16 protein-coding genes are annotated in these 23926 nt (G+C 73.0%); 7 read left to right on the top strand and 9 right to left on the bottom strand.

Annotation, left to right across the window (positions count from 1 at the left end):
- Nucleotides 1-256 precede the first annotated feature (256 nt).
- From ACIP4P_RS16570 to ACIP4P_RS16550, 5 genes are all read right to left on the bottom strand, one after another.
- Nucleotides 257-3298, bottom strand: coding sequence for an alpha-mannosidase (locus tag ACIP4P_RS16570; protein WP_400918757.1), 3042 nt, complete (start codon nt 3296-3298; stop codon nt 257-259).
- Nucleotides 3299-3330: 32 nt separating this feature from the next.
- Nucleotides 3331-4608 (bottom strand): glycosyl hydrolase, encoded by a 1278-nt coding sequence (locus ACIP4P_RS16565; protein ID WP_400918754.1) that lies wholly within the window; start codon nt 4606-4608, stop codon nt 3331-3333.
- 58 nt (nt 4609-4666) lie between these two features.
- The gene (locus ACIP4P_RS16560) at nt 4667-5593 is read right to left on the bottom strand and encodes a carbohydrate ABC transporter permease (protein WP_400918752.1); all 927 of its coding nucleotides are present in this window, start codon (nt 5591-5593) and stop codon (nt 4667-4669) included.
- Nucleotides 5594-5597: 4 nt separating this feature from the next.
- Complete coding sequence (locus tag ACIP4P_RS16555; protein WP_350514018.1) at nt 5598-6470, bottom strand: sugar ABC transporter permease; 873 nt, start codon at nt 6468-6470, stop codon at nt 5598-5600.
- Between the two features lie 162 nt (nt 6471-6632).
- Entirely contained in the window at nt 6633-7922 is a 1290-nt protein-coding gene (locus tag ACIP4P_RS16550) for an ABC transporter substrate-binding protein (RefSeq protein ID WP_400918748.1), read from the bottom strand.
- A 165-nt stretch (nt 7923-8087) separates the two neighbouring features.
- Here ACIP4P_RS16550 and ACIP4P_RS16545 point away from each other — a divergent pair, with 165 nt between their 5' ends.
- The 4 genes from ACIP4P_RS16545 (at nt 8088) to ACIP4P_RS16530 (ending at nt 16850) form a co-directional block, all read left to right on the top strand.
- Nucleotides 8088-9224, top strand: a complete 1137-nt coding sequence (locus ACIP4P_RS16545) for a LacI family DNA-binding transcriptional regulator (RefSeq protein WP_400918745.1) — start codon at nt 8088-8090, stop codon at nt 9222-9224.
- A 202-nt stretch (nt 9225-9426) separates the two neighbouring features.
- Nucleotides 9427-11898, top strand: a complete 2472-nt coding sequence (locus ACIP4P_RS16540; RefSeq protein WP_400918742.1) for a discoidin domain-containing protein — start codon at nt 9427-9429, stop codon at nt 11896-11898.
- 27 nt (nt 11899-11925) lie between these two features.
- Nucleotides 11926-16158 carry an NEW3 domain-containing protein gene (locus ACIP4P_RS16535; RefSeq protein WP_400918739.1) on the top strand — a complete coding sequence of 1411 codons (4233 nt, stop codon included), beginning with the start codon at nt 11926-11928 and terminating at the stop codon, nt 16156-16158.
- Nucleotides 16155-16850, top strand: a complete 696-nt coding sequence (locus tag ACIP4P_RS16530; RefSeq protein ID WP_400918737.1) for a hypothetical protein — start codon at nt 16155-16157, stop codon at nt 16848-16850. The genes ACIP4P_RS16535 and ACIP4P_RS16530 overlap by 4 nt, the downstream gene beginning before the upstream one ends.
- An 18-nt stretch (nt 16851-16868) precedes the next feature.
- Here the strand turns inward: ACIP4P_RS16530 and ACIP4P_RS16525 are convergent, their stop codons facing one another.
- Complete coding sequence (locus tag ACIP4P_RS16525) at nt 16869-17930, bottom strand: HEAT repeat domain-containing protein (protein WP_400918734.1); 1062 nt, start codon at nt 17928-17930, stop codon at nt 16869-16871.
- On the bottom strand, nt 17924-18616 hold the full coding sequence (locus tag ACIP4P_RS16520) for a HEAT repeat domain-containing protein (RefSeq protein WP_400918731.1): 693 nt from the start codon (nt 18614-18616) through the stop codon (nt 17924-17926). The genes ACIP4P_RS16525 and ACIP4P_RS16520 overlap by 7 nt, the downstream gene beginning before the upstream one ends.
- Nucleotides 18617-19009: 393 nt before the next feature.
- Between ACIP4P_RS16520 and ACIP4P_RS16515 the strand changes: the two genes are divergently transcribed.
- The 3 genes from ACIP4P_RS16515 to ACIP4P_RS16505 all read left to right on the top strand — a co-directional run bounded on the left by ACIP4P_RS16515 (nt 19010) and on the right by ACIP4P_RS16505 (nt 20885).
- Nucleotides 19010-19429, top strand: coding sequence for a hypothetical protein (locus ACIP4P_RS16515; protein ID WP_400918728.1), 420 nt, complete (start codon nt 19010-19012; stop codon nt 19427-19429).
- Nucleotides 19430-19697: 268 nt separating this feature from the next.
- On the top strand, nt 19698-20048 hold the full coding sequence (locus ACIP4P_RS16510) for a hypothetical protein (RefSeq protein ID WP_400918725.1): 351 nt from the start codon (nt 19698-19700) through the stop codon (nt 20046-20048).
- A 399-nt stretch (nt 20049-20447) separates the two neighbouring features.
- Nucleotides 20448-20885 carry an SSI family serine proteinase inhibitor gene (locus tag ACIP4P_RS16505; RefSeq protein ID WP_400918722.1) on the top strand — a complete coding sequence of 146 codons (438 nt, stop codon included), beginning with the start codon at nt 20448-20450 and terminating at the stop codon, nt 20883-20885.
- Between the two features lie 116 nt (nt 20886-21001).
- On the opposite strand, the gene ACIP4P_RS16500 is transcribed toward ACIP4P_RS16505, so the two are convergent.
- Both ACIP4P_RS16500 and ACIP4P_RS16495 read right to left on the bottom strand, forming a co-directional pair.
- Entirely contained in the window at nt 21002-22477 is a 1476-nt protein-coding gene (locus tag ACIP4P_RS16500; protein ID WP_400918719.1) for an alpha/beta hydrolase, read from the bottom strand.
- A gap of 117 nt (nt 22478-22594) precedes the next feature.
- A complete protein-coding gene (locus ACIP4P_RS16495; RefSeq protein WP_400918913.1) occupies nt 22595-23863 on the bottom strand; it encodes a cytochrome P450 in 1269 nt (422 codons plus the stop codon).
- Nucleotides 23864-23926 lie beyond the last annotated feature (63 nt).

Genomic DNA, 23926 nt, shown 5'->3' with positions numbered 1-23926 from the left:
CGGGGGGGGGGGGCCGCCCCGGGCGGGCGGGGTCGCCCCGCGCCCGGGCTTTTTGGGGCCCGCGTTTGGGCCGGGGGGGGGGGGGGGGGGGGTTGGGGGGGGGGGGGGGCCCCGGGGGGGGGGGGGGGTGGCGCCCCGACCGGGCGGGTCGGGGCGCCCTTACCGTACGCGGCGGTCGGCGGGACCGTACGGTCTGTCAGCGGGCCGGCTGCGAGCCGGTCGGCGCGAAGCGGTCAGCAGGTCGGCTGCGAGCCGGTCAGCGGGCCGGGCTGAGCCGCAGGGTGACCAGTTCGAACGGCCGCAGGGCCAGTCGGACCGCGCCGTCCTCGACCGTCACCTCGCCGCGGGTGCCGTCCCAGGGCCGCTCCAGCAGGTCGCAGGGGACGGCCCCGGCCAGCGGGAAGGAGGTGGTGAGCCGGCCCCGGACGCGGCCGCCGCCCGCCTCGTAGACCCGGACGACCAGGTCCCCGCTGCCGTCGTCGGCGAGCTTCACCGCGCTGACCACCAGGGCCTCGTGGTCCACCTCGACCAGCGGAGCGACGTGCTCGGCGCTGCCGGTGACCCGCCGCTCGGGCAGGCCGATCCGGTAGCCCTCGCGGACGGCGTCGCCGATCGCCGCGCCTGGGACCAGCGCGTGCCGGAACCGGTGCAGGCCCTGGTCGGTCTTCGGGTCGGGGAAGCGCGGGGCGCGCAGCAGGGAGAAGCGGACCGTGGTGGTGGTGCCGCCGTCGGCCGGGCGCACCGTGCGGGTGACGTCGTGGCCGTAGGTGGAGGCGGTCACCAGGGCCACGCCCCAGCCGGGCTCCTCCAGGTGGACGAAGCGGTGGTTGCAGGCCTCGAACTTGGCCGCGTCCCAGCTGGTGTTGGTGTGGGTGGGGCGGTAGAGGTGGCCGAACTGGGTCTCGGCGGCGTAGCGCTCGGTGTGGACGTCCAGCGGGAACGCGGCCTTGAGGAACTTCTCGGTCTCGTGCCAGTCGACCTCGGTGTCGATGTCGAGGCGCTGTTCGCCCGCGCGCAGGGTGAGGGTCTGGACCACGGTGGAGGAGCCGAAGGAGCGGGCGATCCGCACCGAGGCCGTGCCGTCCCCGGCCGAGGCGGTGAGCGAGTCCACGCCGGTCAGGTCGGTGACGGTGTTGCGGTAGAACTGGTCCACGTCCCAGGCGTCCCACATGTTGGGGAAGTCGGGGTGCAGCTGGAGCAGGTTGGCGCGGCCGCCGGGGGCGACCGTCTCCCGGCCGCCGGCCAGGTCGACGGCCGAGCCGATCAGCCCGTCGGCGTCGACCACGACCCTCAGCAGGCCGTTGTCCAGGGTGAACCCGCCGCCCTCCAGCGGGGTGGCCGTGCAGGCCGGACCGGCCGTGACGGCCGGCGCCGCGCCGCCCGCCGGGACGGCCGAGCGGGTGTGCGGCGCCGCGTTGAACGTCAACTCCCGCCCGCCGTCCGGTGATCCGGCCAGCGCCTGCTGGGCGGCGGCGATCAGCCCGTCCAGCTCCCCGGCCAGCGCGGCGTAGGTGGCCTCGGCCTCGCGGTGCACCCAGGCGATCGAGGAGCCGGGCAGGATGTCGTGGAACTGGTGCAGCAGCACGGTCTTCCAGATCCGGTCCAGCTGCTCGTACGGGTACTCGGCGCCGGTGCGCAAGGAGGCGGTGGCGCACCAGAGTTCGGCCTCGCGCAGCAGGTTCTCGCTGCGCCGGTTGCCCTGCTTGGTCTTCGCCTGGCTGGTCAGGGTGGCGCGGTGCAGCTCCAGGTAGAGTTCGCCGACCCAGACCGGCGGGTTCGGGTACTCGGCCTCGGCCTTGGTGAAGAACTCGGCCGGGTCCTCCCAGTGGACGGTGGCCGCGCCCTCCAGGTTCCGCAGCCGGGCGGCCTTGCCGACCATCTCCCGGGTCGTGCCGCCGCCGCCGTCGCCCCAGCCGGTCGGGGCGAGCGAGTGCCGGGCCACCCCCTTGTCCTTGAAGTTCCGTGCGGCGTGGGCGATCTCGCTGCCCTTCATGGAGCAGTTGTAGGTGTCCACGGGCGGGAAGTGGGTGAAGATGCGGGTCCCGTCGATGCCCTCCCAGAGGAAGGTGTGGTGCGGGAACTTGTTGATCTGGCTCCAGGAGATCTTCTGGGTCAGCAGCCACTTGGAGCCGGCGTTGCGGATGATCTGCGGCAGGCCGCCGGTGAAGCCGAAGGTGTCGGGCAGCCAGGCCTCGTGGTTCTCGACCCCGAACTCCTCCAGGAAGAACCGCTTGCCGTGCACGAACTGCCGGGCCATCGCCTCCGAGCTCGGCATGTTGGTGTCGGACTCCACCCACATGCCGCCGGCCGGGATGAACCGGCCCGCGGCCACCGCCTTGCGCACCCGGGCGTACACCTCCGGGCGGTGCTCCTTGATCCAGGCGTACTGCTGCGCCTGGGACATGGTGTAGCGGAACTCCGGTTCGTCCTCCAGCAGGGCGGTCATGTTGGCCGTGGTGCGGGCGACCTTGCGGACCGTCTCGCGCAGCGGCCACAGCCAGGCGGAGTCGATGTGGGCGTGGCCGATGGCGCTGATCCGGTGCGCGGACGGTGCGGCGGGCGCGGACAGCACCGCGGTGAGTTCCGAACGGGCGGCCGCCGCCGTGCCGTTGACGTCCTGGAGGTCGATCGCGTCCAGGCAGCGTTCGACCGCGCGCAGGATCTCCCAGCGGTGGGCGCCGTCCACCGGCAGCTCGGCCATCAGCTCGCCGAGCACCTCCAGGTCCAGCGACAGCTGCCAGACGGTGTCGTCGAAGACCGCGAGGTCCATCCGGGCCAGCTTGTACTGCGGCTGGTCGCCGGCCGTCTCCTTGTCGCCCAACTCGGTGGGCAGGAAGGGGTGGTAGTCCAGGATGACCGGGTTGGCGGCGGCCTCGACGTGCAGCAGCACCTGCTCGCCGCCGTCCGCCGGGGCGGCGATCCGCACCCACTGGTTGCGCGGGTTGAGGCCCTTCACCGGGCTGCCGTCCGGGCGGTAGACCAGGCCCTCGCACTGGAAGCCGGGCATGTTGGCGTCGAAGCCGAGGTCGATCAGCGCCTCGACCGTCCGACCGGCCCAGGCCTCGGGCACGGTGCCGGAGACGGTCAGCCAACTGGTGCCCCAGGGCGCGCCCCAGGCGTCGCCGACCGCGATCGGGGTGCGCGGCGCGGCCAGGCCCTCGGCGACCGGGACGGGCTCGCCGGGGGCGGTCCAGATGCCGACCTCCAGCGGGACGGACTCGGGGTGGACGGCGGGGAGGATGCGCTCCTCCAGGACGCGCTTGAGACGGGACTCGACGAGGGTGCGGTCATCGTGCATGTCGGCAGGCTCCGTTGCGTGCTTCGGGACGGTTACAGAGAACGTACGTCGGAGGGGTGGACCAGCTCGGTGATGCCGCGCGCGGCCAGGTGCGCCTGGTCGTCGGCGCGTTCGGCGAGCACGGCGGTCGGTCGGGCGCCGGCCTCGGCGAGGCGCATGAAGGCCTCGTACACCGGGCCGCCGGGCCCGCAGACCGCGCGCCGCGGGGAGGTGACCTCGTCGCCGGTGGCGACCACCACCGCGGTGCGGCGCGGCTCGGGCGGGCGCCAGTCGCGCCGGACCGCGGCGGCGGCCTCGGCCAGCTGGGCGCCGGCCGGTTTCACCCTCCGGTCGGTGGTCAACAGGCCGAGGCTGTACTCCAGTTCGGGGAAGTCGGCGAGCGAGCGGTCCACGTCGTGGGAGCACCACCAGGTGACCCCCCACAGTTCCGGGCAGTCCAGCACGGCCTCGACGGTGGCGCCGGTGAACCGGGCGGCGTCCTCGGCGGTGATGTGCGGGGCGGGCGCGCCGACCTCCTGCAGCCAGACCGGGCGGGCCGGGTCGTCCGCCCAGGCCTTGGACAGTTCGACCAGGTAGGCGGCGTGCTGGGCGGTGGCGGTGGAGTGGGCGCCGTAGCGCTGGGCGGTGCCGTTGAACACCCAGGAGTGCACGGCGGTGGCGGCGCCCAGACGGGCCGAGTGCCAGGGGGTGAAGGGGTGTTCGTCCAGGTACCAGGCCGCGTCGTAGGAGGCGTGCAGGTGCAGCCGGCCGGGCGCGCCCTGCTCGCAGGCGGCGAGCATCCGGCGCAGCCAGGCCTCCGCCTCGGCGGGGGTGGCCCGGTCCGGGTCGGGGTGCGGGGCGCCGGAGAACTGGTTGATCTCGTTGCCGAGGGTCATCCCGAGGAAGTTCGGCCGCTCGGTCAGTGCCCCGGCCAGGGTGCGCAGGTAGGCGGCCTGGCCGTCGAGGACCTCGGGGTCGGTGAACAGGTTGCGCCGGTGCCAGGTTTGGGTCCAGGACGGCAGGAAGTCGAAGCTGGACAGGTGGCCCTGGAGGCCGTCCACCGCGACGTCCAGACCGCGTTCACCGGCCGCGTCCACCAGGGCCGTCAGCTGGTCGACGGCGCGCGGGCGGATCAGGGTGCGGTTGGGCTGGAACAGCGGCCAGAGCGGGAAGACCCGGACGTGGTCCAGGCCGAGGGCGGCGATGGAGTCGAAGTCGGCGCGCACGGCGTCGAGGTCGAAGTCGAGCCAGTGGTGGAACCAGCCGGCGCTGGGGGTGTAGTTGACGCCGAAGCGCGGCGCCTGCGGGGTGGTGGGCACGGGGGCGGTCACAGATGGCGTCCTCAACTGTGGTGGGGCGTACGGGATGTAGGGTCGGGACGGACGGGCCCTAGCCCTTGACGGCTCCCTCCTCGACGCCCTTGAAGAAGAAGCGCTGGCAGACGGCGAACACCACGACGATCGGCAGGAACGCGATCATGGTGCCGGCCGCGATCAGCCGGGGGTTGGCGGAGAAGGTGCCGTTGAGGTACTGGAGCCCGACGGTCAGGGTGTACTTCTGCGGGTCGTTGAGCACGATCAGCGGCCAGAGGAAGTCGTCCCAGGCGCCGATGAAGGTGAAGATGACGATCACGCTGAGCATGCCGCGCACGTTCGGCAGGCCGATGTGCCACAGCCGTTGCCAGACGTTGGCGCCGTCCACCAGTGCGGCCTGGTCGAGTTCGACCGGGACGGCGGCGAAGGCGGTGCGCATCAGCAGCACGTTGAGCATCGCGATCGCGCCGGGCAGGGCCACGCCGAGCAGGCTGTCGGCCAGGCCGAGGCCGCGCACCAGCACGTACTGGGAGACGATGGTGACCTCGCCGGGCAGCACCAGCGTCGCCAGGAAGAGGCCGAGCACCAGCCGGGCGCCGCGGAAGCGCAACCGGGCGAGGGCGTAGCCGGCCAGGGTGCAGCCGACCACGTTGCCGGCGATGCAGACGGCGGCGACGATCACCGAGTTGAGGGCGTATGTCCACACCGGGATGGTCTCGGCGACCTTGCCGAAGTTGCCGAGGGTGGGCTGCGTGGGCAGGAAGGCCGGGGTACGGGTGTAGACGTCCTCGGCGGGGCCCTTGAGGGAGGTGGAGAGCTGCCACAGGAACGGGCCGATCACCAGGAGCAGGACGAGCAGCAGGAGCAGGTAGCGGGCGGCGGTCTGCGCCCGGGACGGGGTGTTGAAGCCGCGGGAGGGGGAGTTGAGGCTGCGGGCGGTGGTGTCGGAACCGGGGGAGGGGGTGTCGGAGCCGCGGGAGGGCTTGCTGCGGAGGGTGGTCACGGGGTCAGGCCGCCTTCCGGTTCAGCCGCATCAGGAACAGCATCGGGCCGAGGGTGATGACGAACAGCAGCAGGCTGAGCGCCGAGGCGTAGCCCAGGTGGCCGTTGAAGCCGCGGCTGTACATCTGGATCAGCATCACCACCGACATGTCGCGGCCGCCGGGGCCGCCCTGCCCGTTGGAGAGCACGTACAGCTCGGAGAAGACGCGCAGCGAACTCACCGAGATGAGCGCGGAGATCAGCACCATGGTGGGGCGCACCCCGGGCAGGGTGACGTGCCAGAAGCGTCGCAGCGGGCTGGCGCCGTCCACGGCCGCCGCCTCGTGCAGCTCGTGCGGGACGTTGGCGAGGGCGGACAGGTAGATCACCATGTAGTAGCCGAGGCCCTTCCAGACGGTCAGGGCGATCGCGCTGAACAGCAGCAGCCAGCGGTCGGTGAGGAAGGGGACCGGGGAGTCGGCCAGTCCGGTCTGCCGGAGCAGGCCGTTGGCCAGGCCGCGGTCGTCCAGCACCCAGCCCCAGATCAGCGCCACCACGACGGCGGAGGCGATCACCGGGGTGTAGAAGGCGGTGCGGAAGAAGGTGATGCCGGGGATGCGGCGCTGGACCAGCAGGGCGAGCAGCAGCGGCAGGAAGGTCAGCAGCGGGAGGCAGACCAGCATGAAGACGATGCTGTTGAGCAGGGCGTCGGCGAGCTGGGCGTCGTCGAGCAGGCGGCCGTAGTTCTCCAGGCCGGTGAAGTGGCCGCCGCCGATGGGCTTGGCGTTGGTGAAGGAGAGGATCACCGTGTTGACGGCCGGCCAGAGGTTGAAGACGGCCAGCCAGAGTATCGCGGGGCCGGCGAGCAGCCAGGGGGTGAACCAGCGCCGGTGGGTCATGCGGGTGCCTTCCTGGGGCTGGGCCCTCCGGGGGCCTGGGGGTGTGCGCCGTTCTCCGGTGGGCGGCGGGTGGGGGCCCGCCGCCGTACCGGTACGGGGTGGTGAGGGTTCTCGTGAGGACAGGTGCGGGTGCAGGTGTACGTGTAGGTGCGGGTGCGCGGGTCAGCCCTTGAGCAGCTTGTCGCACTGCTCGACGGCGGTGTCCAGGGCCTGCTTGGAGCTGGTCTGGCCGCTGATGGCGAGGGCGAACTGCTGCTTGACGACGGTGCCCATCGCGTCGTCCACCTCGACCGGCTGGATCAGCTTGGCCTTGGCGAGCGAGGTGAAGGCGGTCACCTTGGCGTCGCCCGCGTTGGTGCCGTCGCTCTTGCTGAAGAACGGGTCGTTCGCGGAGGCCTTGGTGGAGGGGAAGACGCTGGTCAGATGGGCGAAGGCGGCCTGGTTCTCGGGGCTGGTGACCCAGCGGGCGAGGGCGACGGCGGCGGCCGGGTTCTTGGTGCTCTTGGGGATGGACAGGCCCTGGACGTACAGCGGCGGGGTGTCCATCGCGGGGGAGGAGACGACCTTCGGTGCCAGGGTGGGGTTGTCGGTGGCGAGGCTGGTGATGAAGTTGCCGCCGCCGGTGGTCCAGGCCGCGGTGCCGGCGCTGAACAGCTTGGAGTTGCCGGCGTAGGTGTCGGTGAGCACCCCGTTCGGCATCAGCCCCTCCTTGAAGGCGTCGCGGTACTTGTCGAGCAGCGCGGCGGCCTCGGGGGTGTTGAAGGTGAAGGACTTGCCGTCGTCGGCCATGATCTTCACGCCGATGTTGTAGAGGTCGCCGAGGCCGGGCTTGCGGCTCATCAGATAGGTCTGGCCGCCGGACTTCTCTTTCATCACCCGGGCCTGGGCGATCAGCTCGTCCAGGCTGGCCGGGGGCTTGGCCGGGTTCAGGCCGTTCTTCGTGAGGAGTTCGGAACTCCAGTAGTTCACATCGGTGTTGAGGTACCACGGGTAGCCGAAGGTGCCCTGGTAGCCGTGGTAGCGGTAGGCCTCGACGCCGCCGGTCACGTACTCGTCGGCGAGCTTGGGGTCGGCCTTGGCCACGTCCAGCAGGACGTCCTTCTTGGCGAGCGGGAAGGCGAAGTCCGGCGGGAGGTTGACCACGTCGGGCAGGGTGCCGGCGGCGGCCTGGCTGAGCACCTTGTCGGAGTAGCCCTCGCCGGGCTGGTCCAGCCAGTCCACCTCGACGCCGGGGTACTTCTTCTTGAAGCCGTCGATCACGCCCTGCATGTAGTCGGTGAACTTCGGCTTCAGTGACCAGGTCTGGATCGAGACCTTGCCCTTGACCTCACCGGTGGCGGCCGCACTCGCCACGCTGTCGCTGTTCTTGGTGTCGCCGGAGCCGAGTCCGCAGCCGGTGAGGGCCGCCGCGGTGAGGGCCGTGGTGGTCACTGCCGCCCAGATTCTTCGCATGAGGGTCTCCCGGTCCTGGGGGTGGGTGGGGGATCGCGCGCACGTCGGGGTGGTGTCGGGTTTCGGGGCGGGATCCGCGGTCAAAACTCGATCTACTAAACCGGTCTAGCTCTGGCAGGGACTATGCTCCCGCCTAAACTGGGATGTCAAGAGAGGAGCGCGTTCGTGGGTAGACCGACGATCGCCGACATCGCGCGCCAAGCCGGTGTGTCCAAGGGCGCGGTGTCCTTCGCGCTCAACGGCCGCCCGGGCGTCAGCGAGGCGACCCGGGACCGGATCCTGCGGGTCGCCGAGGAGATGAACTGGCGCCCGCACAGTGCCGCGCGCGCCCTCGGCGGCGCCCGGGCCGACGCCGTCGGCCTGGTGATCGCCCGCCCGGCCCGCACCATCGGCGTCGAGCCCTTCTTCAGCCAACTGCTCTCCGGCCTCCAGGCCGTGCTCTCCGCCAGCTCGGTCGCCCTGCACCTGATGGTGGTCGAGGACACCGCCGCCGAGACCGAGGTCTACCGGCGCTGGGCCTCCGAGCACCGGGTGGACGGCTTCATCGTGGTCGACCTCCAGGTCAAAGACCCGCGACTGCCCGTGCTGGACGCGCTCGGGCTGCCCGCCGTCGTGCTCGGCGGCCCCGGCAAGGGCGGCAACCAGCTGCGGATCTGGGCCGACGACCGGGAGGCGATGCTCTCCATCGTCGACTACCTGGCCGCCATCGGGCACCGCCGGATCGCCCACCTCGCCGGGCTGCCGCACTTCCAGCACACCCAGCGCCGGATCCGCGCGCTGCGCGACGCCGCGCGCCGACTCGGGCTGGAGGAAGCCGTGTCGGTGCCCACCGACTTCAGCGACGCCGAGGGCGCGGCCGCCACCCGGACGCTGCTCTCCCGGCGCGGCCGGCCCACCGCGATCGTCTACGACAGCGACGTGATGGCGGTGGCCGGGCTCGGCGTGGCGGGGGAGATGGGCGTGGCGGTGCCCGGCGAGCTGTCCATCGTCTCCTTCGACGACTCGGTGCTCGCCCGGATCGTCCACCCGCCGCTCACCGCGCTCAGTCGGGACACCTTCGCGCTCGGCGAGCAGGTCGCCCGCAGCCTGCTGGCCGAGCTGGACGACGCCGGGCCCGGGCGGGACCTGCAGATGCCGACGCCGCGGCTGACCGTGCGGGAGTCCACCTCGCCGCCGGGGGGCGGGCCGGCCGGGAGCGGGTCGGCCGGGGGCGGGCGGGCCGGGGGTGGGTCGGCCGGGGGCGGGTCCCCCGCCGGGGTGGTTGCTGCGCGGATCGTTGACAGCGGTTCTGAACCGGTTTAGCCTCGCTGCGCCGAGTGGGGCCCGGGCCGGGCGCGCACTGCGGCCCCGGCCGCCCGCTCGTTGCGTCCCCCGTCGATCCGTCCTCCGTCGATCCGTCGATCCGTCGAACCGTCCATTCGTACCGGCACGCCCGCATGCAGCCGGGCCCCCGTCCGTGACGGCGGGCCCGCCCCCACCCACTCCGCTCGATCGGAGCCACCGCATGTCACGACGCCTCCCCCTGCTGCTCAGCGCCGCGCTCGCGATGGCCGCGCTGGGCGTCCTGCCCCCGCCCGGCGCCGCCGCCACCCCCTCGACCACCCCTGCGGGCACGGCCGTTCCGGTCGCCTCGGGCACCGGAAGCCAGCCGTACGCCTCGTACTGGTACCCCAGCACGATCCTCAACTGGGACCCGGCCACCGATCCGGACGCCCGGTTCAACCGCTCCCGCGTCCCGCTCCAGCCCCGCACCAGCGATCCGGCCCTGGCCGCCAACCCCAACGCCCGTGCGGGCGAAGGGAAGATCGCCTCGCTGGTCTCCTTCGGCCCCACCTCCAACAACCCCTCCCAGGGCTCCGCCGATCCCAACTACTACGCCTTCGGCTACTGGCAGTACGTCGACAAGCTGGTGTTCTGGGGCGGCTCGGCGGGCGAGGGGCTGATCCTGGCACCGAACCCCACCGTGATCGACGCCGCCCACCGCAATGGCGTCAAGGTCTACGGGACGGTCTTCTTCCCGCCCGCCGCGTACGGCGGCCAACTCCAGTGGGTGCGGGACTTCACCCAGAAGTCCGGCGACCGCTACCCCGTCGCGGACAAGCTGGCCCAGGCCGCGCAGTACTACGGCTTCGACGGCTGGTTCATCAACCAGGAGACCGGGGGCGGCGATTCGGCCCTGGCCACCGACCTGCGCAAGCTGATGCAGTACACCAAGGCGCAGAGCGGCACCGAGTTCATGTGGTACGACGCGATGACCACCTCGGGCGCGGTGGACTGGCAGAACGCCCTGACCTCCGCCAACTCGCCCTTCCTCCAGGACGGTTCGAAGCGCACCGCCGACTCGATGTTCCTGAACTTCGGCTGGACGCCCGACGGCCTCAACTCCTCCCGCACCCTCGCCCGCCAACTCGGCCGCAGTGAGTACGAGTTGTACTCCGGCATCGACACCGAGGCGAACGGCTACAACACCTCGGTCGACTGGAACACCCTCTTCCCGCCCGGGCAGCCGCACACCACCTCGCTCGGCCTCTACCGCCCCGAGTGGACCTGGAAGTCCGCCACCGACCGGGCCGACTTCTACGCCAAGGACGCCCGGTACTGGGTCGGCGCCAACAACGACCCCTCCAACCTCGACCTCTCCGCCGGCTGGCCCGGACTGGCCGGGTACGTCGCCGAGTCCTCGCCGATCACCGCCAAGCCCTTCGTCAGCAACTTCGACACCGGCCAGGGCGACTTCTACAACGCGGCCGGCACCCGGGTCGCCACCGGCGGCTGGAACAACCTCTCGCTGCAGGACGTCCCGCCGACCTACCGCTGGGTGGTCGACTCCGCGGGCAGCAGGCTCACCCCGTCCGTCGACTTCACCGACGCCTACCAGGGCGGCTCCTCGCTGCGGCTCACCGGCACCCTGGACGCGACCAACACCGTGCGGCTCTACCAGACCAGCCTGCCGGTCGCCGCGAACACCAGACTGGACCTGGTGGTCAAGACCCCGGCCGCCGGCCCGACCAGACTCAAAGCCGCCGTTTCCTTCACCGACTCCCCGGGCAGCTTCAGCACCGTGGACGTCGGGGACAACGCCGGAACGGGCTGGGAGCGGCACACCCTCGACCTCTCCGGGTTCGCGGGGCGGACGATCTCCCAGCTCGCGCTGCAGGTCGACGGCTCCTCCGGAACGGTGCCCTCCTACGACCTGCGGGTCGGCCAAGTCGCCCTCTACGACGGCGCGGTGGAGACGCCGGCCGCGCCGAGCGGGCTGACCGTCCTGGGCGCCGGCGACCTCACGCCGGGCAGCAGCCAGTCGCTGCGGCTCTCCTGGACGGCCGCCCCCGGTGGCAACGTCCACCACTACGAGGTGTACCGGCGCAACCCGGACGGCAGCCGGACCTTCCTGGGGGCCACGCCCAACGACGCCTACTTCGTCGGGCGGCTCGACCGGGTCGGCACCGAGACCGCCACCACCCTGGACGTCGAGGCGGTGTCCACCACCTACGGGCGCTCCGATGTCGCCTCCACGGCAGTGAGTTGGAACGGCGCCCCGCCGTCGACCTCGACGGACCTGGCGCTCAACCGCCCGGCCACCGCCTCCGGCCAGTGCAACGCGAACGAAGGGCCCGCCAAGGCCGTCAACGGCAGTGTCAGCGGCGGGAACAGCGACAAGTGGTGCACCCTGACCGCCGCCAAGTGGCTTGAGGTGGACCTCGGTTCGGCGAAGAAGCTGGACCGCTTCGTGGTCAAGCACGCCCAGGCGGGCGGCGAGAGCGCCGCCCTCAACACCCGGGACTTCTCGATCCAGGTCCGCTCGAAGAGCACCGACCCGTGGACGACGGTCGCGAACGTGACCGGCAACACGGCGGGGGTGACCAGCCACCCGGTGGACACCACCGCCCGCTACGTCCGGCTGGTCGTCACCAAGCCCACCCAGAACACCGACCCGGCCGCCCGCATCTACGAGTTCGAGGCCTGGGGCCGGTAGGCCCCCGTACCGAGAGGACCAACCCCCGTGCCGGTCAGCACCATCAGCGCCGTGGAGAGCACCGACCTGTTCATCGGACCCGAGGACGCCCCGCGCCAGCTGCTGCGGGTGACGGTCGAGGGCCCGGCGGCCCGGATCACCGTCCGTGGTCCCGGAGTCCGTGGCGAGGCGACCGGCACGGGACTGCTCGAAGTCCCCCTGGAGATCACCGGAACGGCCGTCGGCGACCGGCTGCCGGTCACCGTACGGGCGGAGGGGAGCGAGGCCGAGGGGGTGGTGGAGGTCGCGGAGCCCGGATGGACCATGTTCCTGGTCTCCCACTTCCACTACGACCCGGTCTGGTGGAACACCCAGGCCGCCTACACCTCCCCGTGGGAACTGCTCTCCGCCGACGCGACCACCCGCCCGCTCTGGGAACGCAACGGCTTCGCCCTGGTCGACGCCCACCTGGACCTCGCCCTGCGCGACCCGGTGTACAAGTTCGTGCTCGCCGAAGTCGACTACCTGAAGCCGTACTTCGACCAGCACCCGGAGCGGCGCGCGGTGCTCCGGACCCTGCTGGAGCGCGGGCAGGTCGAACTCGTCGGCGGCACCTACAACGAGCCCAACACCAACCTGACCGGCGCCGAGACGACCATCCGCAACATCGTCTACGGCATCGGCTACCAGCGCGACATCCTCGGCGGCGACCCGCAGACCGCCTGGCAGCTCGACGTGTTCGGGCACGACCCGCAGTTCCCCGGCCACCTCGCCGCGGCCGGCCTCACCGGCAGTGCCTGGGCCCGCGGGCCGTTCCACCAGTGGGGCCCGATCCAGAAGAACTTCCGCCAGGGCAAGGACGACGCCCGGGTGATGCAGTTCCCCAGCGAGTTCGAGTGGATCGCGCCCGGCGGCGACGGGGTGCTCACCCACTACATGCCGCACCACTACTCGGCCGGCTGGTGGATGGACTCCTCGCCCGACCTGGCCGCCGCCGAGCGGGCCGTGTACGAGCTGTACCGGAAGCTCAAGCCGGTCGGGGCGACGAAGAACCTGCTGCTGCCGGTGGGGACGGACTACACCCCGCCGAACAAGTGGGTCACCGCGATCCACCGCTCCTGGGGTGACAAGTACCTCTGGCCGCGGTTCGTCTGCGCCACCCCGCGCGAGTTCCTGGATTCCGTCCGGGCCGAACTCGCCGCCACCGGGGGTCGGTTGAGTCCGCAGACCCGCGACATGAACCCGGTGTACACCGGCAAGGACGTCTCGTACATCGACACCAAGCAGGCCCAACGGGCGGGCGAGGTCGCTGCCGTGGACGCCGAGAAGCTCGCCGTGCTGGCGACGGTGAACGGACTCGGGAGCTACCCGACGGCCGCGCTCGACAAGGTGTGGCGCCAACTCGCCTACGGGGCGCACCACGACGCGATCACCGGCTCGGAGTCGGACCAGGTGTACCTGGACCTGCTGGGCGGTTGGCGCGAGGCGTACGACCTGGCCTCGGCCGTCCGGGACGCGGCGCTGGACGCGCTGGCGGCGCGGATCTCCACGGTGGGGGTCTCGACGGCGGGGGTCTCGACGACGGGGCACGGTTCGGCGTCCTCGGGCCCGGCGGTGGTGGTGACCAACACGCTGTCCTTCGACCGGACGGACCTGGTGTCGGTCGAACTCCCGGACGGCGTCCGGTCGGTGCGGGTGCTGGACGACGCGGGCGCATCGGTACCGAGCGCCGTCGACCGGGGAGTGCTGCGGTTCCTGGCGGCGGACGTGCCCGCGCTCGGCTGGCGCACCTGGCGGCTGGTGGCGGGCGAGCCCGATCCCCTGTGGTCGGCTGCGGAGGGCTGCACGATCGAGGGCGGACGCCACCGGGTGACGGCCGACCCGGCGCGTGGCGGCGGGCTGTCCTCGGTCCACGACCTGCTGCACGAGCGGGAGTTGATCCAGGACGGCCGGATCGGCAACGAGCTGCGGGTGTACCAGGAGTACCCCCAGCACCCCGACTTCGGCGAGGGCCCGTGGCACCTGGTGCCGAGCGGGCCGGTGGTCGGCTCCGGGGACACCACGGCGTCGGTGCGGCGGGAGACCGGACCGCTCGGCGAGCGGCTGGTGATCGGCGGGTCGGTCGACGGCGTCCGGTACGAGCAGACCGTGACGCTCTGGCACGGCCTGGACCGCGTCGACTGCCGGACCAGGGTGCTCGACTACTCCGGCGCCGACCGGCTGCTGCGGCTGCGCTTCCCGGTGGACGTCCCCGGCGGGCTGCCGGTCAGCGAGGTCGCGGGCGCGGTCATCGGGCGCGGCTTCGCGCTGCCGGACGTGGACTCGGCGGAGGCGCCGTGGACCCTGGACAACCCGGCCAACACCTGGTTCGGCCTCGGCGCCACGGCGCGGGCGGTGCTGACCTCCGCCGCGGGCGAGGTCACCGGCGTGCGGGCGCTCGGCGTCGCCGAGGTGGTGGTGCCGACGCTGGACGACGCCGCCGACGCCCGGTCGCTGGTGGTCGCCCTGGCCCGGGTCGGGGTCACCGCCACCACCTCGGGTGCGGACTGGGCGCGCTACGGCTGGCTGGACGTGGACTCCAACCTGCCGGACTTCCGGATCGTCGTCGGCGGCCCGGACGTCAACGACGCGGCCCGGGAACTGCTCGACCGGGCGGGTGAGGACTACGCGGCGGTGCTGAAGGCGCACGGCGCGGTGTGGGTGCCGGCGCTGACCCCGCTCGCCGAGGTCTGGCGGCCGGACGCGGACCTGCGGGACCTGCGAGCCCTTCCGGCGCTGGTCGTCTCCGACGTCGCGGCGCTGGTCGAGGACCTCGCGGACGCGCGGATCACCGCCGTCTGCCCGGTGCCGGTGGACGATCAACTGGTCGACCACACCGTGGCATTGCTCACCTTCGGGCTGCCCGGTTTCGCGGTGGACGCGACCGGCGCGCTGCACCTGTCGCTGATGCGCTCCTGCACGGGCTGGCCGTCCGGGGTCTGGATCGACCCGCCCCGGCGCACCCTGCCGGACGGCTCCTCCTTCCAACTCCAGCACTGGACCCATGAGTTCGGCTATGCGCTGGTCGGCGGCGACGGCGACTGGCGGACCGCGACCCTGCCCGCGCAGGGGCAGGAGTTCAACCACCCGCTGTACGCGCGGATCGTGGCCGCCCAGGACGGCCCGCTGCCCGGCACCCTGTCCTGGCTGCGGGTCGAACCGCAGCGGGAGGTGCTGCTCGGCGCGCTCAAGCCCGCCGGGAACCCGATCGCCCACGGTTCGGCGCAGCCGGGGGGCGAGGAGCTCACCGTCCGGCTGGTGGAGTCGACCGGCCTCGGACGGACGGCACGGCTCGGCGGTGCGCTCGGGCTGGACGACGTGCGGCCCGCCGACCTGCTGGAGCGGCCGCTCGACGGGACGGCCGACGCCCTGGACCTCGCCGGTTCGCGGATCGCCACCCTGCTCGCGGTCCCCGGGGTGACGGCGGGCCCGGGGGAGGGCCCGGTACTCGGCCCGGTCGCCGAAGCGGCCCAGCCCGTCCATGCCCGCTACTGGCTGCACAACCGGGGCCCGGCCCCGCTCGGCTACCTGCCGGTGTCGGTCGGCGCCTCGCCCGGGCTGCTGCGGACGGCGGGGGAGGCGGTGACGCTGTCGGTCGCCCTGTCCTCGCAGCTGGGGGACGCGGCGGTCGAGGGCACGGCGGTGGTGCTGCCGCCGGAGGGCTGGGAGTGCGGTCCGGGGAGCCGCCCGTACCGGCTGGCGCCCGACGGGCACCTGCGCTTCCCGGTCACCCTGACCCCGCCGGCCGACGTCGAACCGGGGCTGTACTTCGCCGCCGTCCGGATCGAGCACGACGGCCAGCAGATCGAGGACGTGGTGACGATCGCCGTCGGCGACCTGCCGGAGCTGCTGCCCGTCCCCGGCGACGCGCCCCAGGACTGGTCGGTCACCCAGGGCACCAAGGCGGCGACCGGTCGGGACACCGGGCTGTCCGTCGAGGTGTCCGCCGAGACCCTGCGCGTCGCCCCCGGCGGCCGCACCGCCCTCGGGCTCACCCTCACCAACCGGACCCGGGGCGAGATCCGGGGGGAGCTCCAGCTGGTCTCCCCGTGGGGGACCTGGGAGGCGTTCGCCGACCCGGTCCGGGGCTTCGCGGTGCCGGCGGGCGGGACGACGACCGTCGAATTCGCCGTAGCAGTACCGGAGTTCAGCGAGCCCGGGTCGTCCTGGGCGCTGGCCAAGGTGATGTGGTTCGGCCGCTGCCAGTACGCACCCACGGTGGCCCTGGTGGTGGAGGCATGACCCTCGGCCTGCTCGACGGGCGGCCGCTGCCCCGGACCGCCCTCGACTCCCGCCTCGCCGCGCTGCGGTCCGGACCGCGCTCCACCGCCCTTCCCCAGCCCGGGAGTTCGGAGGACCGGCAGCTGGTCCGGTGGGTCGCCCAGGTGCTGCTGACCGAGGCGCTGTGCGAGACGGTCGCCGCCGAGCGCGGCCTGACCGTCGACTCCGTCGGGCCCGCCCGGCTCGACCAGCAGGCCGCCGTCGAACTCGGCTCCATCACCGCCGCCGCCTACGAGGGCAGCGCGGCCGTCCGGGCGGTGTACGAGTCCGTGACCGCCGAGGTCGAACCCGCCCCGGCCGACCTCGCCCACTACCGCACCCTGACCGCCCGCCCACCGGCCACCCGCTGGCACCTCGCCCTCCCCGACGGCTGCCTGGAGGCCGACCCCGACACCCTCCCGACCGCGCTCGCCGAGGCCCTGCGCGCCGCCGCCCCCGGCGAGTGGGTCACTGTCGGTCCCTGGCAGGCCGCCCTGCTCGCCACCCTCACCATCCCGCGCAACCCCGACCCCGCGCCCGTCCTGCGCGAAGCCGCCCGCCGCGCGGAGTTCGTCCGCTGGCTCGACTGCGAGCGGGCCCGACGCCTCACCCTGGTCGAGGGGTTGGAACACCCGGGCGACCCGGCCCAACCCGACAACCACCACCGCCACTGAGGAGCGGCGGCCGCCCGTTCAGGCTCGCTCGTCGGGGCTGGAGTCGGGGTCGACTTCGGCTTCGGCTTCGGGGGACTGTTCCGCGCGGACGGCGACGAAGGCCGAGGCGACGAGGGCGACGGTGGGGTCCCCGTCCCGGGCCAGTCGGCGGAGGGCCTGCTCCGCGGCAGGCCCCGGTAGTTCGACCAGGGCCTGGGTCAGCCGGATCCGTACCGCGGGGTCGGCGGGGTGGGCGGCGAGGGCGTCGAGCAGGGCGGTTGCGATCCGGTCCGCGGACTCCCAGTCCTGGGCGAGCGCCGCGAGCACCTCCGCCGCGTCGACGTCGTGGGAGCCCGTGACCACCATGGCGAGGAGGGCCGGTACGGCCGCGGTCGCGCCGCGTCGGCCCAGGGCCAGCGCGGCGTGATCGCGGACCGTCGGGTCCGGGTCGCCGAGGGCGTCCGCGAGCGCCGCCGCCGCACCGGGGGCCTCGGGCAGCTCGGCGATCGCCCGCACCGCGCGCCGCCGGACGTCGACGTCCGCCGACCGGAGGCCGACGGTCAGCGTCGCCACGGCGTCGCCGCCCGAACGGGCCAGCGCCCAGCGCAGGGCGCCCGCGACATGGGGGTCGGCCTCCGAGAGCACCGCCCCGGCCAGCACCTCGGCGGGCACCGGCACGTCCTCCGGCGGGGCCAGCACGGCCTGCTGGCGGCGCGCGGCACTGCTCGAACCGAGCCCCTGGAGGAGCTCGACGATCCGCAGGACGTCCTGCCAGCCGGTGGGGGCCGAGGCGTCCACCGCACGCAGCCGCCCGAGCAGCTCCTGTTCCCGTTCCAGGCGGTCCTCCGTCCACCGGATCAGGTCGCCGACCAGGTCGGACGGCGTGAAGGCCGGGTCCTCCAGGGCGCGGGCGATCTGCTTGAGCGAGAGCCCGAGCGAGCGCAGGCTCTCCACGTGGAAGATCCTGCGGACGTCCTCGGCGGAGTACTCGCGGTAGCCGCCGACGGTGCGGCCAGTGGGCCGCACCAGCCCGAGGGCGTCGTAGTGCCGGAGCATCCGGGTGCTCACCCCGGAGCGGCGGGCGACCTCACCGATCAGCACTCCGCGGTCTCCACGGTTCCGGCGGTCTCGTGGGCGGTCGCGCGGGCGGCCTCGGCGGCGGCCGTCCGCTCGGGGCCGAGCGCGGTGACCCGCTTCGCTTCGAACAGGGCCTCGTCGAAGCCGGTCTCCGGGTCGTGGATCAGCAGCACGGTGGCGCGGGCGTGCGCGGCCACCTCCGGGTCCGGGTGGGCCGCGGCCCGCTCCAGCACCGGCTCGCTCCCGGCACCGAGGTCGACGAAGGCCCGGCTCAGGCTCAGCTGCACGGTCCGGCCGCCGCGGCCGAGCTGGCGCACCAACTCCTCCGCCAGCTCCGTCCGCCCGTCCTCGGGGACGAGGACGACCGCGACCCGCCACGCCGTCCGGGCGACCTCGTCGTCGGCGTCCCGCAGCAGGTCGCGGGTGATCCAGCCCCACGCGCTCCGGTCGCCGATCTTGGACAGGGTGTGCAGGGCCTGACTGCGGGCCTGGCTGCGCCCGGAGTCGAGTTCCCGGCGGATCCGGGGCAGGGCGAGCTCCGCCGGGAGGCGGGTCAGCGCCCAGGACAGCATGTCCCGGACGAAGAAGTCGGGTTCGACCGCGCACCGCTCGACGAGCGGCTCCAGCAGTCCGGGGTCGGGGTTCGAGCCGACCGCCAGGGCCGCCTGGAGCCGGACCGACGAGTCCTCGGCGCCCAGTGCGGCGATCATGCGGGTGTACTGCTCGGTTCCGGTTGTCGTGTTGATCGGGACCACCTCCTGCGCCCAGTGGACACCTTGTCACGGTGACAAGGTCAAACCTTTTCTCCAGGCGCACCTGGAAATCCCTGGACCGCGAGCTCGCCCATCCTCTACTCTCCGCCGGGGTCATCCGTTCGTGTGCCTTCGACGGATCGAAGGGGGCGACCCGGACGAAGACGAAGGCGTCAACCGTGCGAGAACGTCGAGGCATTCGAGGATGGTCAACCGATGGACCCTGTGCGGCTGAAGCGGCGTTCCCTCCCCGCCCGATCCCTGCTCCTCCTGCCGACGGCGGCCCTGCTCGCCGCGGGCTGTGCGGCCGGGCCCGGCCGGCAGAGCACCGCGGACCGCCGGAATCCCTCGGTGGCCCCCGTCGCTGACGCGACCGCGCCGCAGATCCGCACCGATGTCGATCCGCTGAAGCGCCGCTTCCCGGAGCTGGGCGAGCTGTCGGCGACGAAGTGGATCGGCCGGACCCTGGGGCAGTACGCCGGATCGGGACTTCCCGGGCCGACCGACGTGAGCCTGGACGGGGTCGCCCGCATCGATCCCGGGACGCTCGCGACCATCACGGGGAACGGGACGTGGCAGGAGGGGGGCATCGCCTGTCCCGTCCCGAGCGCGCTCGTCGAGGAGGTCGGCGCCACCACGTCGGCGTGGTTGCACAGCGAGTCGTTCGACCGGACGGTGACGCGGAACCAGTACTCCGGGAGCTTCTACTTCGACCGGCAGAACAGCCGGGTCTATTTCTGCACCGTGAATCCGACGGCGCGCACCGACTGACCGGCGGTCCGTCGGGATCTGGCGGACGACGAGTAGTGACGGGTGCCCCGTCCTCCTGGGGGGATTCAACAAATCGTCTACTCTCCGCCGGGGTCATCCGTTCGTGTGCCTTCGACGGATCGAAGGGGGCGACCCGGACGAAGACGAAGGCGTCAACCATGCGAGAACGTCGAGGCATTCGAGGATGCGGGTGAGGGGATTGCGGCAGGGAACCAGGCGGGCTCCGGAGGCTGTGGTGTGGGGTGGCCGGTGCGTTGCGCTGGCCGTGGTGCTGCCGTTGTCGGTGTCGTGTGCCGCCGGGGAGCAGCCGCCGCCGGTGGTCGGGGCCTGGAGGTCGAGTGTCGCGTCGATCGAGTTCCTGGACGGTGGCAGGCTCGGCGAGGTGAGCCTGTTGCCGGCCATGTGTCGGGGGGACGCGTCTCCGACGGCGGTGAAGTTCACCGGGAGCTGGCGGCGGGGCAAGCTGGACGATGCGGGGCCCGGCGCCGTCGCCGAACTGGTCTCCGTGGCTGGTGACCTGAAGTGCGAGCGGTTCTTCCAGTACGGCAAGCGCGATGGTCAGGACTGGCTGCAGATGACGGGCGTGGACGCGGGGCAGGAGGCCTTCGTCCGGAAGTAGCCGGATCTGCGGGCAGGTTTCCGGGCCGATGTGACGAGTACCCCGTTCCCTGTCGGGGGCGGGGTACTTCGTGGTCCGCAAGGTGATTGTCGGTCAGTTGGACTGCCACTGCGGTTAGTCGGTGATCTGTGGCACAGTTTGAAAAGGATCGACGTTGTGCACGGCCTCGGCGGGGTGGCGGGCGTTCCGGCCCGGCGGGCCGGTGTACCTGCGATCATCGTCGGCGCGGGAGAACGGCATGGGTACGACCCGTTCCAGGGTGGTCTAGACCGTGGGGCATGCGCCTGCTGCCGTCGTTCATGTGATCTTCTTGAAGTGAACACCTCAGGCTGATTGTGTGGCGCCCACGCACTGCCCGGAAACACAAGATCCGGGCAGCACAGGGGAAAGGCATCACAAATGCGACGCAACGCCATCGCGGTCACCGGTCTGCTGGCGGCCGGTGCGGCCTCGATCATCTTCGCGGCCGGTTCTGCCCAGGCCCTCACCACGGACACCACGCAGCTCGGCTCGGTGCACCTGACCAAGACCGACGCCTCGGGCGTCACCACCTCGGCGGACCTGTCCTGTTCGGCCACCGTGGACGGTTCCGGCGTGACCACCGTCACCGGGACCGGCACCGTCACCAACCCCAACGCGGCCTGCACCGAACTGAACGCCGTCAACGGTGACTTCAGCAAGCTGCTGGTGCACCCGACCTGGCTGCCGCTGGCCCAGCCGGCGCCGGTCTCCGTCACCGCGCAGGGCACCTGGGGCGCCACCGCCGTCAACTGGTCGAACACCTTCAACAACCCCAGCACGCTGGCCAAGTACACCGGCGACGTCTTCGGCTTCTGAGTCCTGAACACCGATTCCTGAGTCCTGAGTCCTGAGTCCTGAGCTGACTCCACGGCTCCAGGCGTGGCCGCCCCCCGGCGTTCGGGGGCGGCCACGCCCGTTCTGCTCCGGGCCGTTCAGCGGGGCAGTCGGCCGGTGAGCAGGAAGGTGGTGAACGGGTCCCGGACGTGGGGGTCGGCGAAGTCGACGCCGTGGCCGGTGGCGTCGACCGTCACCATGGCGGCCCGGTGGCCGAAGGCGTCGAGGGTCTGGCGGGCGCCGGAGTACGGGGTCGCCGGGTCGTAGCGGTTCTGCAGCAGGAGGACGTTGCGGGGGCCGTCCGGGGTGGGGCGGACCTCGGGCTCCTTCGGGGAGTAGTGCCAGAAGGCGCAGGGCCAGACGTTGCCGCCCATGCCGGCGGTGAGCGGGTACCGGCGGGCGTCGGCGGCGGTGCGGGCGGCGTAGCCCGCCGGGTCGCGCGGCCAGGCGGCGTCGTCGCAGAGCACCGCGTCCTGGGCGGCGACGAAGTTGTCCGGGATCACCATGGGGAGCGACGGGCCGGTCGCGGGCGGCGCGGAGCGGGTGGCGGCGAGCTGGAGGGCGTGGGCGGCCAGCGGGTAGTAGCGCGGGTTGGTGAGCGAGGAGTAGACCACGGCGCGCAGGGCGACGCCGTCCAGGGTCCGGCCGGAGGGCAGGACGAGGGGCGAGCGGTCGAGTTCGGCGGCCAGTCGCAGGTAGCTCGCCCGGACGTCCGCGGGGGTGGCACCCAGGTGCAGGGTGGAGTCGAGGCCGGCGAGGTGGCGGGCCAGGGCCGGGAAGGCGTCCTCGGCGCCCTCGCTGAACAGCTGGACGCCGCGCTGTTCACCGTCGGGGTTGACCGTGCTGTCCAGCACCACCCGGTCGGTGCGGGACGGGAACAGGGTGGCGTAGACCTGGCCGAGGTAGGTGGCGTACGAGGTGCCCAGGTAGGAGATCCGGCGTTGGCCGAGGGCGGCCCGGATGCGGTCCAGGTCGCGGGCCGAGTTGGCGGTGGTGACGTCGGCCAGGTACGGGCCGGTGGCGGCCGCGCAGGCGTCGGCGATGCGACGGGCGTGGTCGAGGTTGGCGGTGATCGAGCCGTCGCCGGCCGGGAAGGGGTAGTTGAGCTGGGCGGCGCGTTCCTCGACGGGCAGGTCGCAGTGCACCGGGGTGCTGTTGCCGACCCCGCGCTCGTCGAAGCCGATCAGGTCGTAGGAGCGCAGTACCTCGGGCGGGAGGAAGCCGACGGCCTGGCCGGGGTAGTCCAGGCCCGAGCCGCCCGGCCCGCCGGGGACCACCACGAGGTCGCCGCGTCGGTGGGCCGGGTCGGCGGTGCGGATCCGGGAGACGGTCAGCGTGATGCTGCCGGAGCGCGGGTGCCGGTAGTCGCGGGGGACGCGCAGGGTCGCGCACTGCTGGCGCGGGTCGCGCGGCCACGGGGTGCCGTCGGCGTTGGGCGTGGGCGTCGGGCAGACGCCCCAGGAGAGGGCGGCGGGAGCGGCCTCGGCGGTGGCCGGGGCCACGGCGGTCGGCAGAAGGGCGAGGGAGAGCAGCAGGGCGCCGGTGGCGGCCGTGCGGCGCATGAGCGCGGTCATGCGCCCGACGGTAGGCCGCCGGCCGGGTGCGGGCCTCGGACGGCGGGTGGAGTCGGGGGGTGGAGAGGCCGGGTGGACCGCCAACCGCCGCTCTCCACCCGGCGGTTGAGGCGACGCCTACCGGTGGAGCACCGCCGGGGTCGGCCCGTCGGGGCGGACGGTGATGCTGTAGGCCGCACCCGTCGGGCGCGAGCGGAATTCCAACCGTCCCAGCGGCAGCAGCAGTTCGAGCAGCGCGGTGGTCTCGCGCAGGGCGAACTGGGTGCCCAGGCAGGCGCGGGCGCCCAGGCCGAACGGGAGGTAGGCGCCGTGCTGGGCGGGCCGGGGGGCGCCGGGTGCGAAGCGCGCGGGGTCGAACCGCTCCGGGTCGGGCCACAACTCCGGGTCGCGGTGGGTGAGGTAGGGGCAGACCAGCACGTCGGTGCCGGCCGCGATGCGGTGGCCGGAGATCACGTCGTCCTCGACCGCGTGCCGGGGGAGCAGCCAGGCCGAGGGGTACAGCCGGAGGGTCTCGGCGACCAGCGCCTGCGGGTCGGCGCCGCGCGCGGCGGGGTCGTGCTTGGTGGGGTCGCCGTCGAGCAGCAGGAACAGCCAGGTGAGCGTGGTGGCGGTGGTCTCGTGCCCGGCGACCAGCAGGGTGACCAGCTCGTCCCGGATCAACCGGTCGGTGTACTCCGGGTGTTCGTCGGCGGCGTCGAGCAGCACCCGCAGCACCCCGGGCTCCGCGGGGTCCGTCGGGTCCGTGTCGCGCGCCGTCTCGATCGCGGCCTGGGCGACGGCGTCGATCCGGGCGAGGTCCTCGGCGACGGCGTCCCGGGCGTCCGCCGCATCGGTGGGCAGGGTCGGCATCGCGGCCACCACCCGCTCCACGGAGCGCAGTTCGCCGTCCGTCCGGTCGTCCAGCTCCCGCCCGGTGAGCGCCCGCCACACCGTGTCCAGGGCGAAGCCGCGCATCTCCTCGGCCACGTCGAAGGTCTCCCCGCTGCGCCGGTACTCCTCCCAGCGATCGGCGGTGCGGCGCGCCGCGGCGGCGATCCGCTGCTCGTAGCGGCGCATTCCGGTGCCGGTGAACTGGGACTGCAGCAGCCGCCGTTGGCGCTTCCAGGCGTCCCCGGTTGCGGACAGCACGCCGTCGCCGACCAGCATCCTGGCCCGGTGCGAGCGCTTGACGTACCGGTCGGGGTGGTGGCCCAGCACGTGCTGGACGGCGGCCGGGTCGGTCACCAGCACGGTCGGCGTCGGGCCGCCGAGCCGGAAGGCGGCGATCCCGCCGATGCCGCGCTTCGCCCGGGCGAGCAGCTCGACCAGCTGGGCCTCCTCGGCCCGCCACTGCTCGACGGCCTCGGGTGACAGCTCGGGTACGGGGGCGGTGTCCGTGGTCACCAGGGGGCTCCTCGGCTCGATTCGGTTCGGTTCGGCTCGGCCCGACGCGGTCCGTCCCCGGCGCGC

This window comes from Kitasatospora sp. NPDC089509 (genome assembly GCF_044749365.1).
Classification (GTDB): Bacteria; Actinomycetota; Actinomycetes; order Streptomycetales; family Streptomycetaceae; genus Kitasatospora.
The sequence above is the reverse complement of the archived record's forward strand: the minus strand, read 5'-3'. Positions and strand labels throughout refer to the sequence as shown.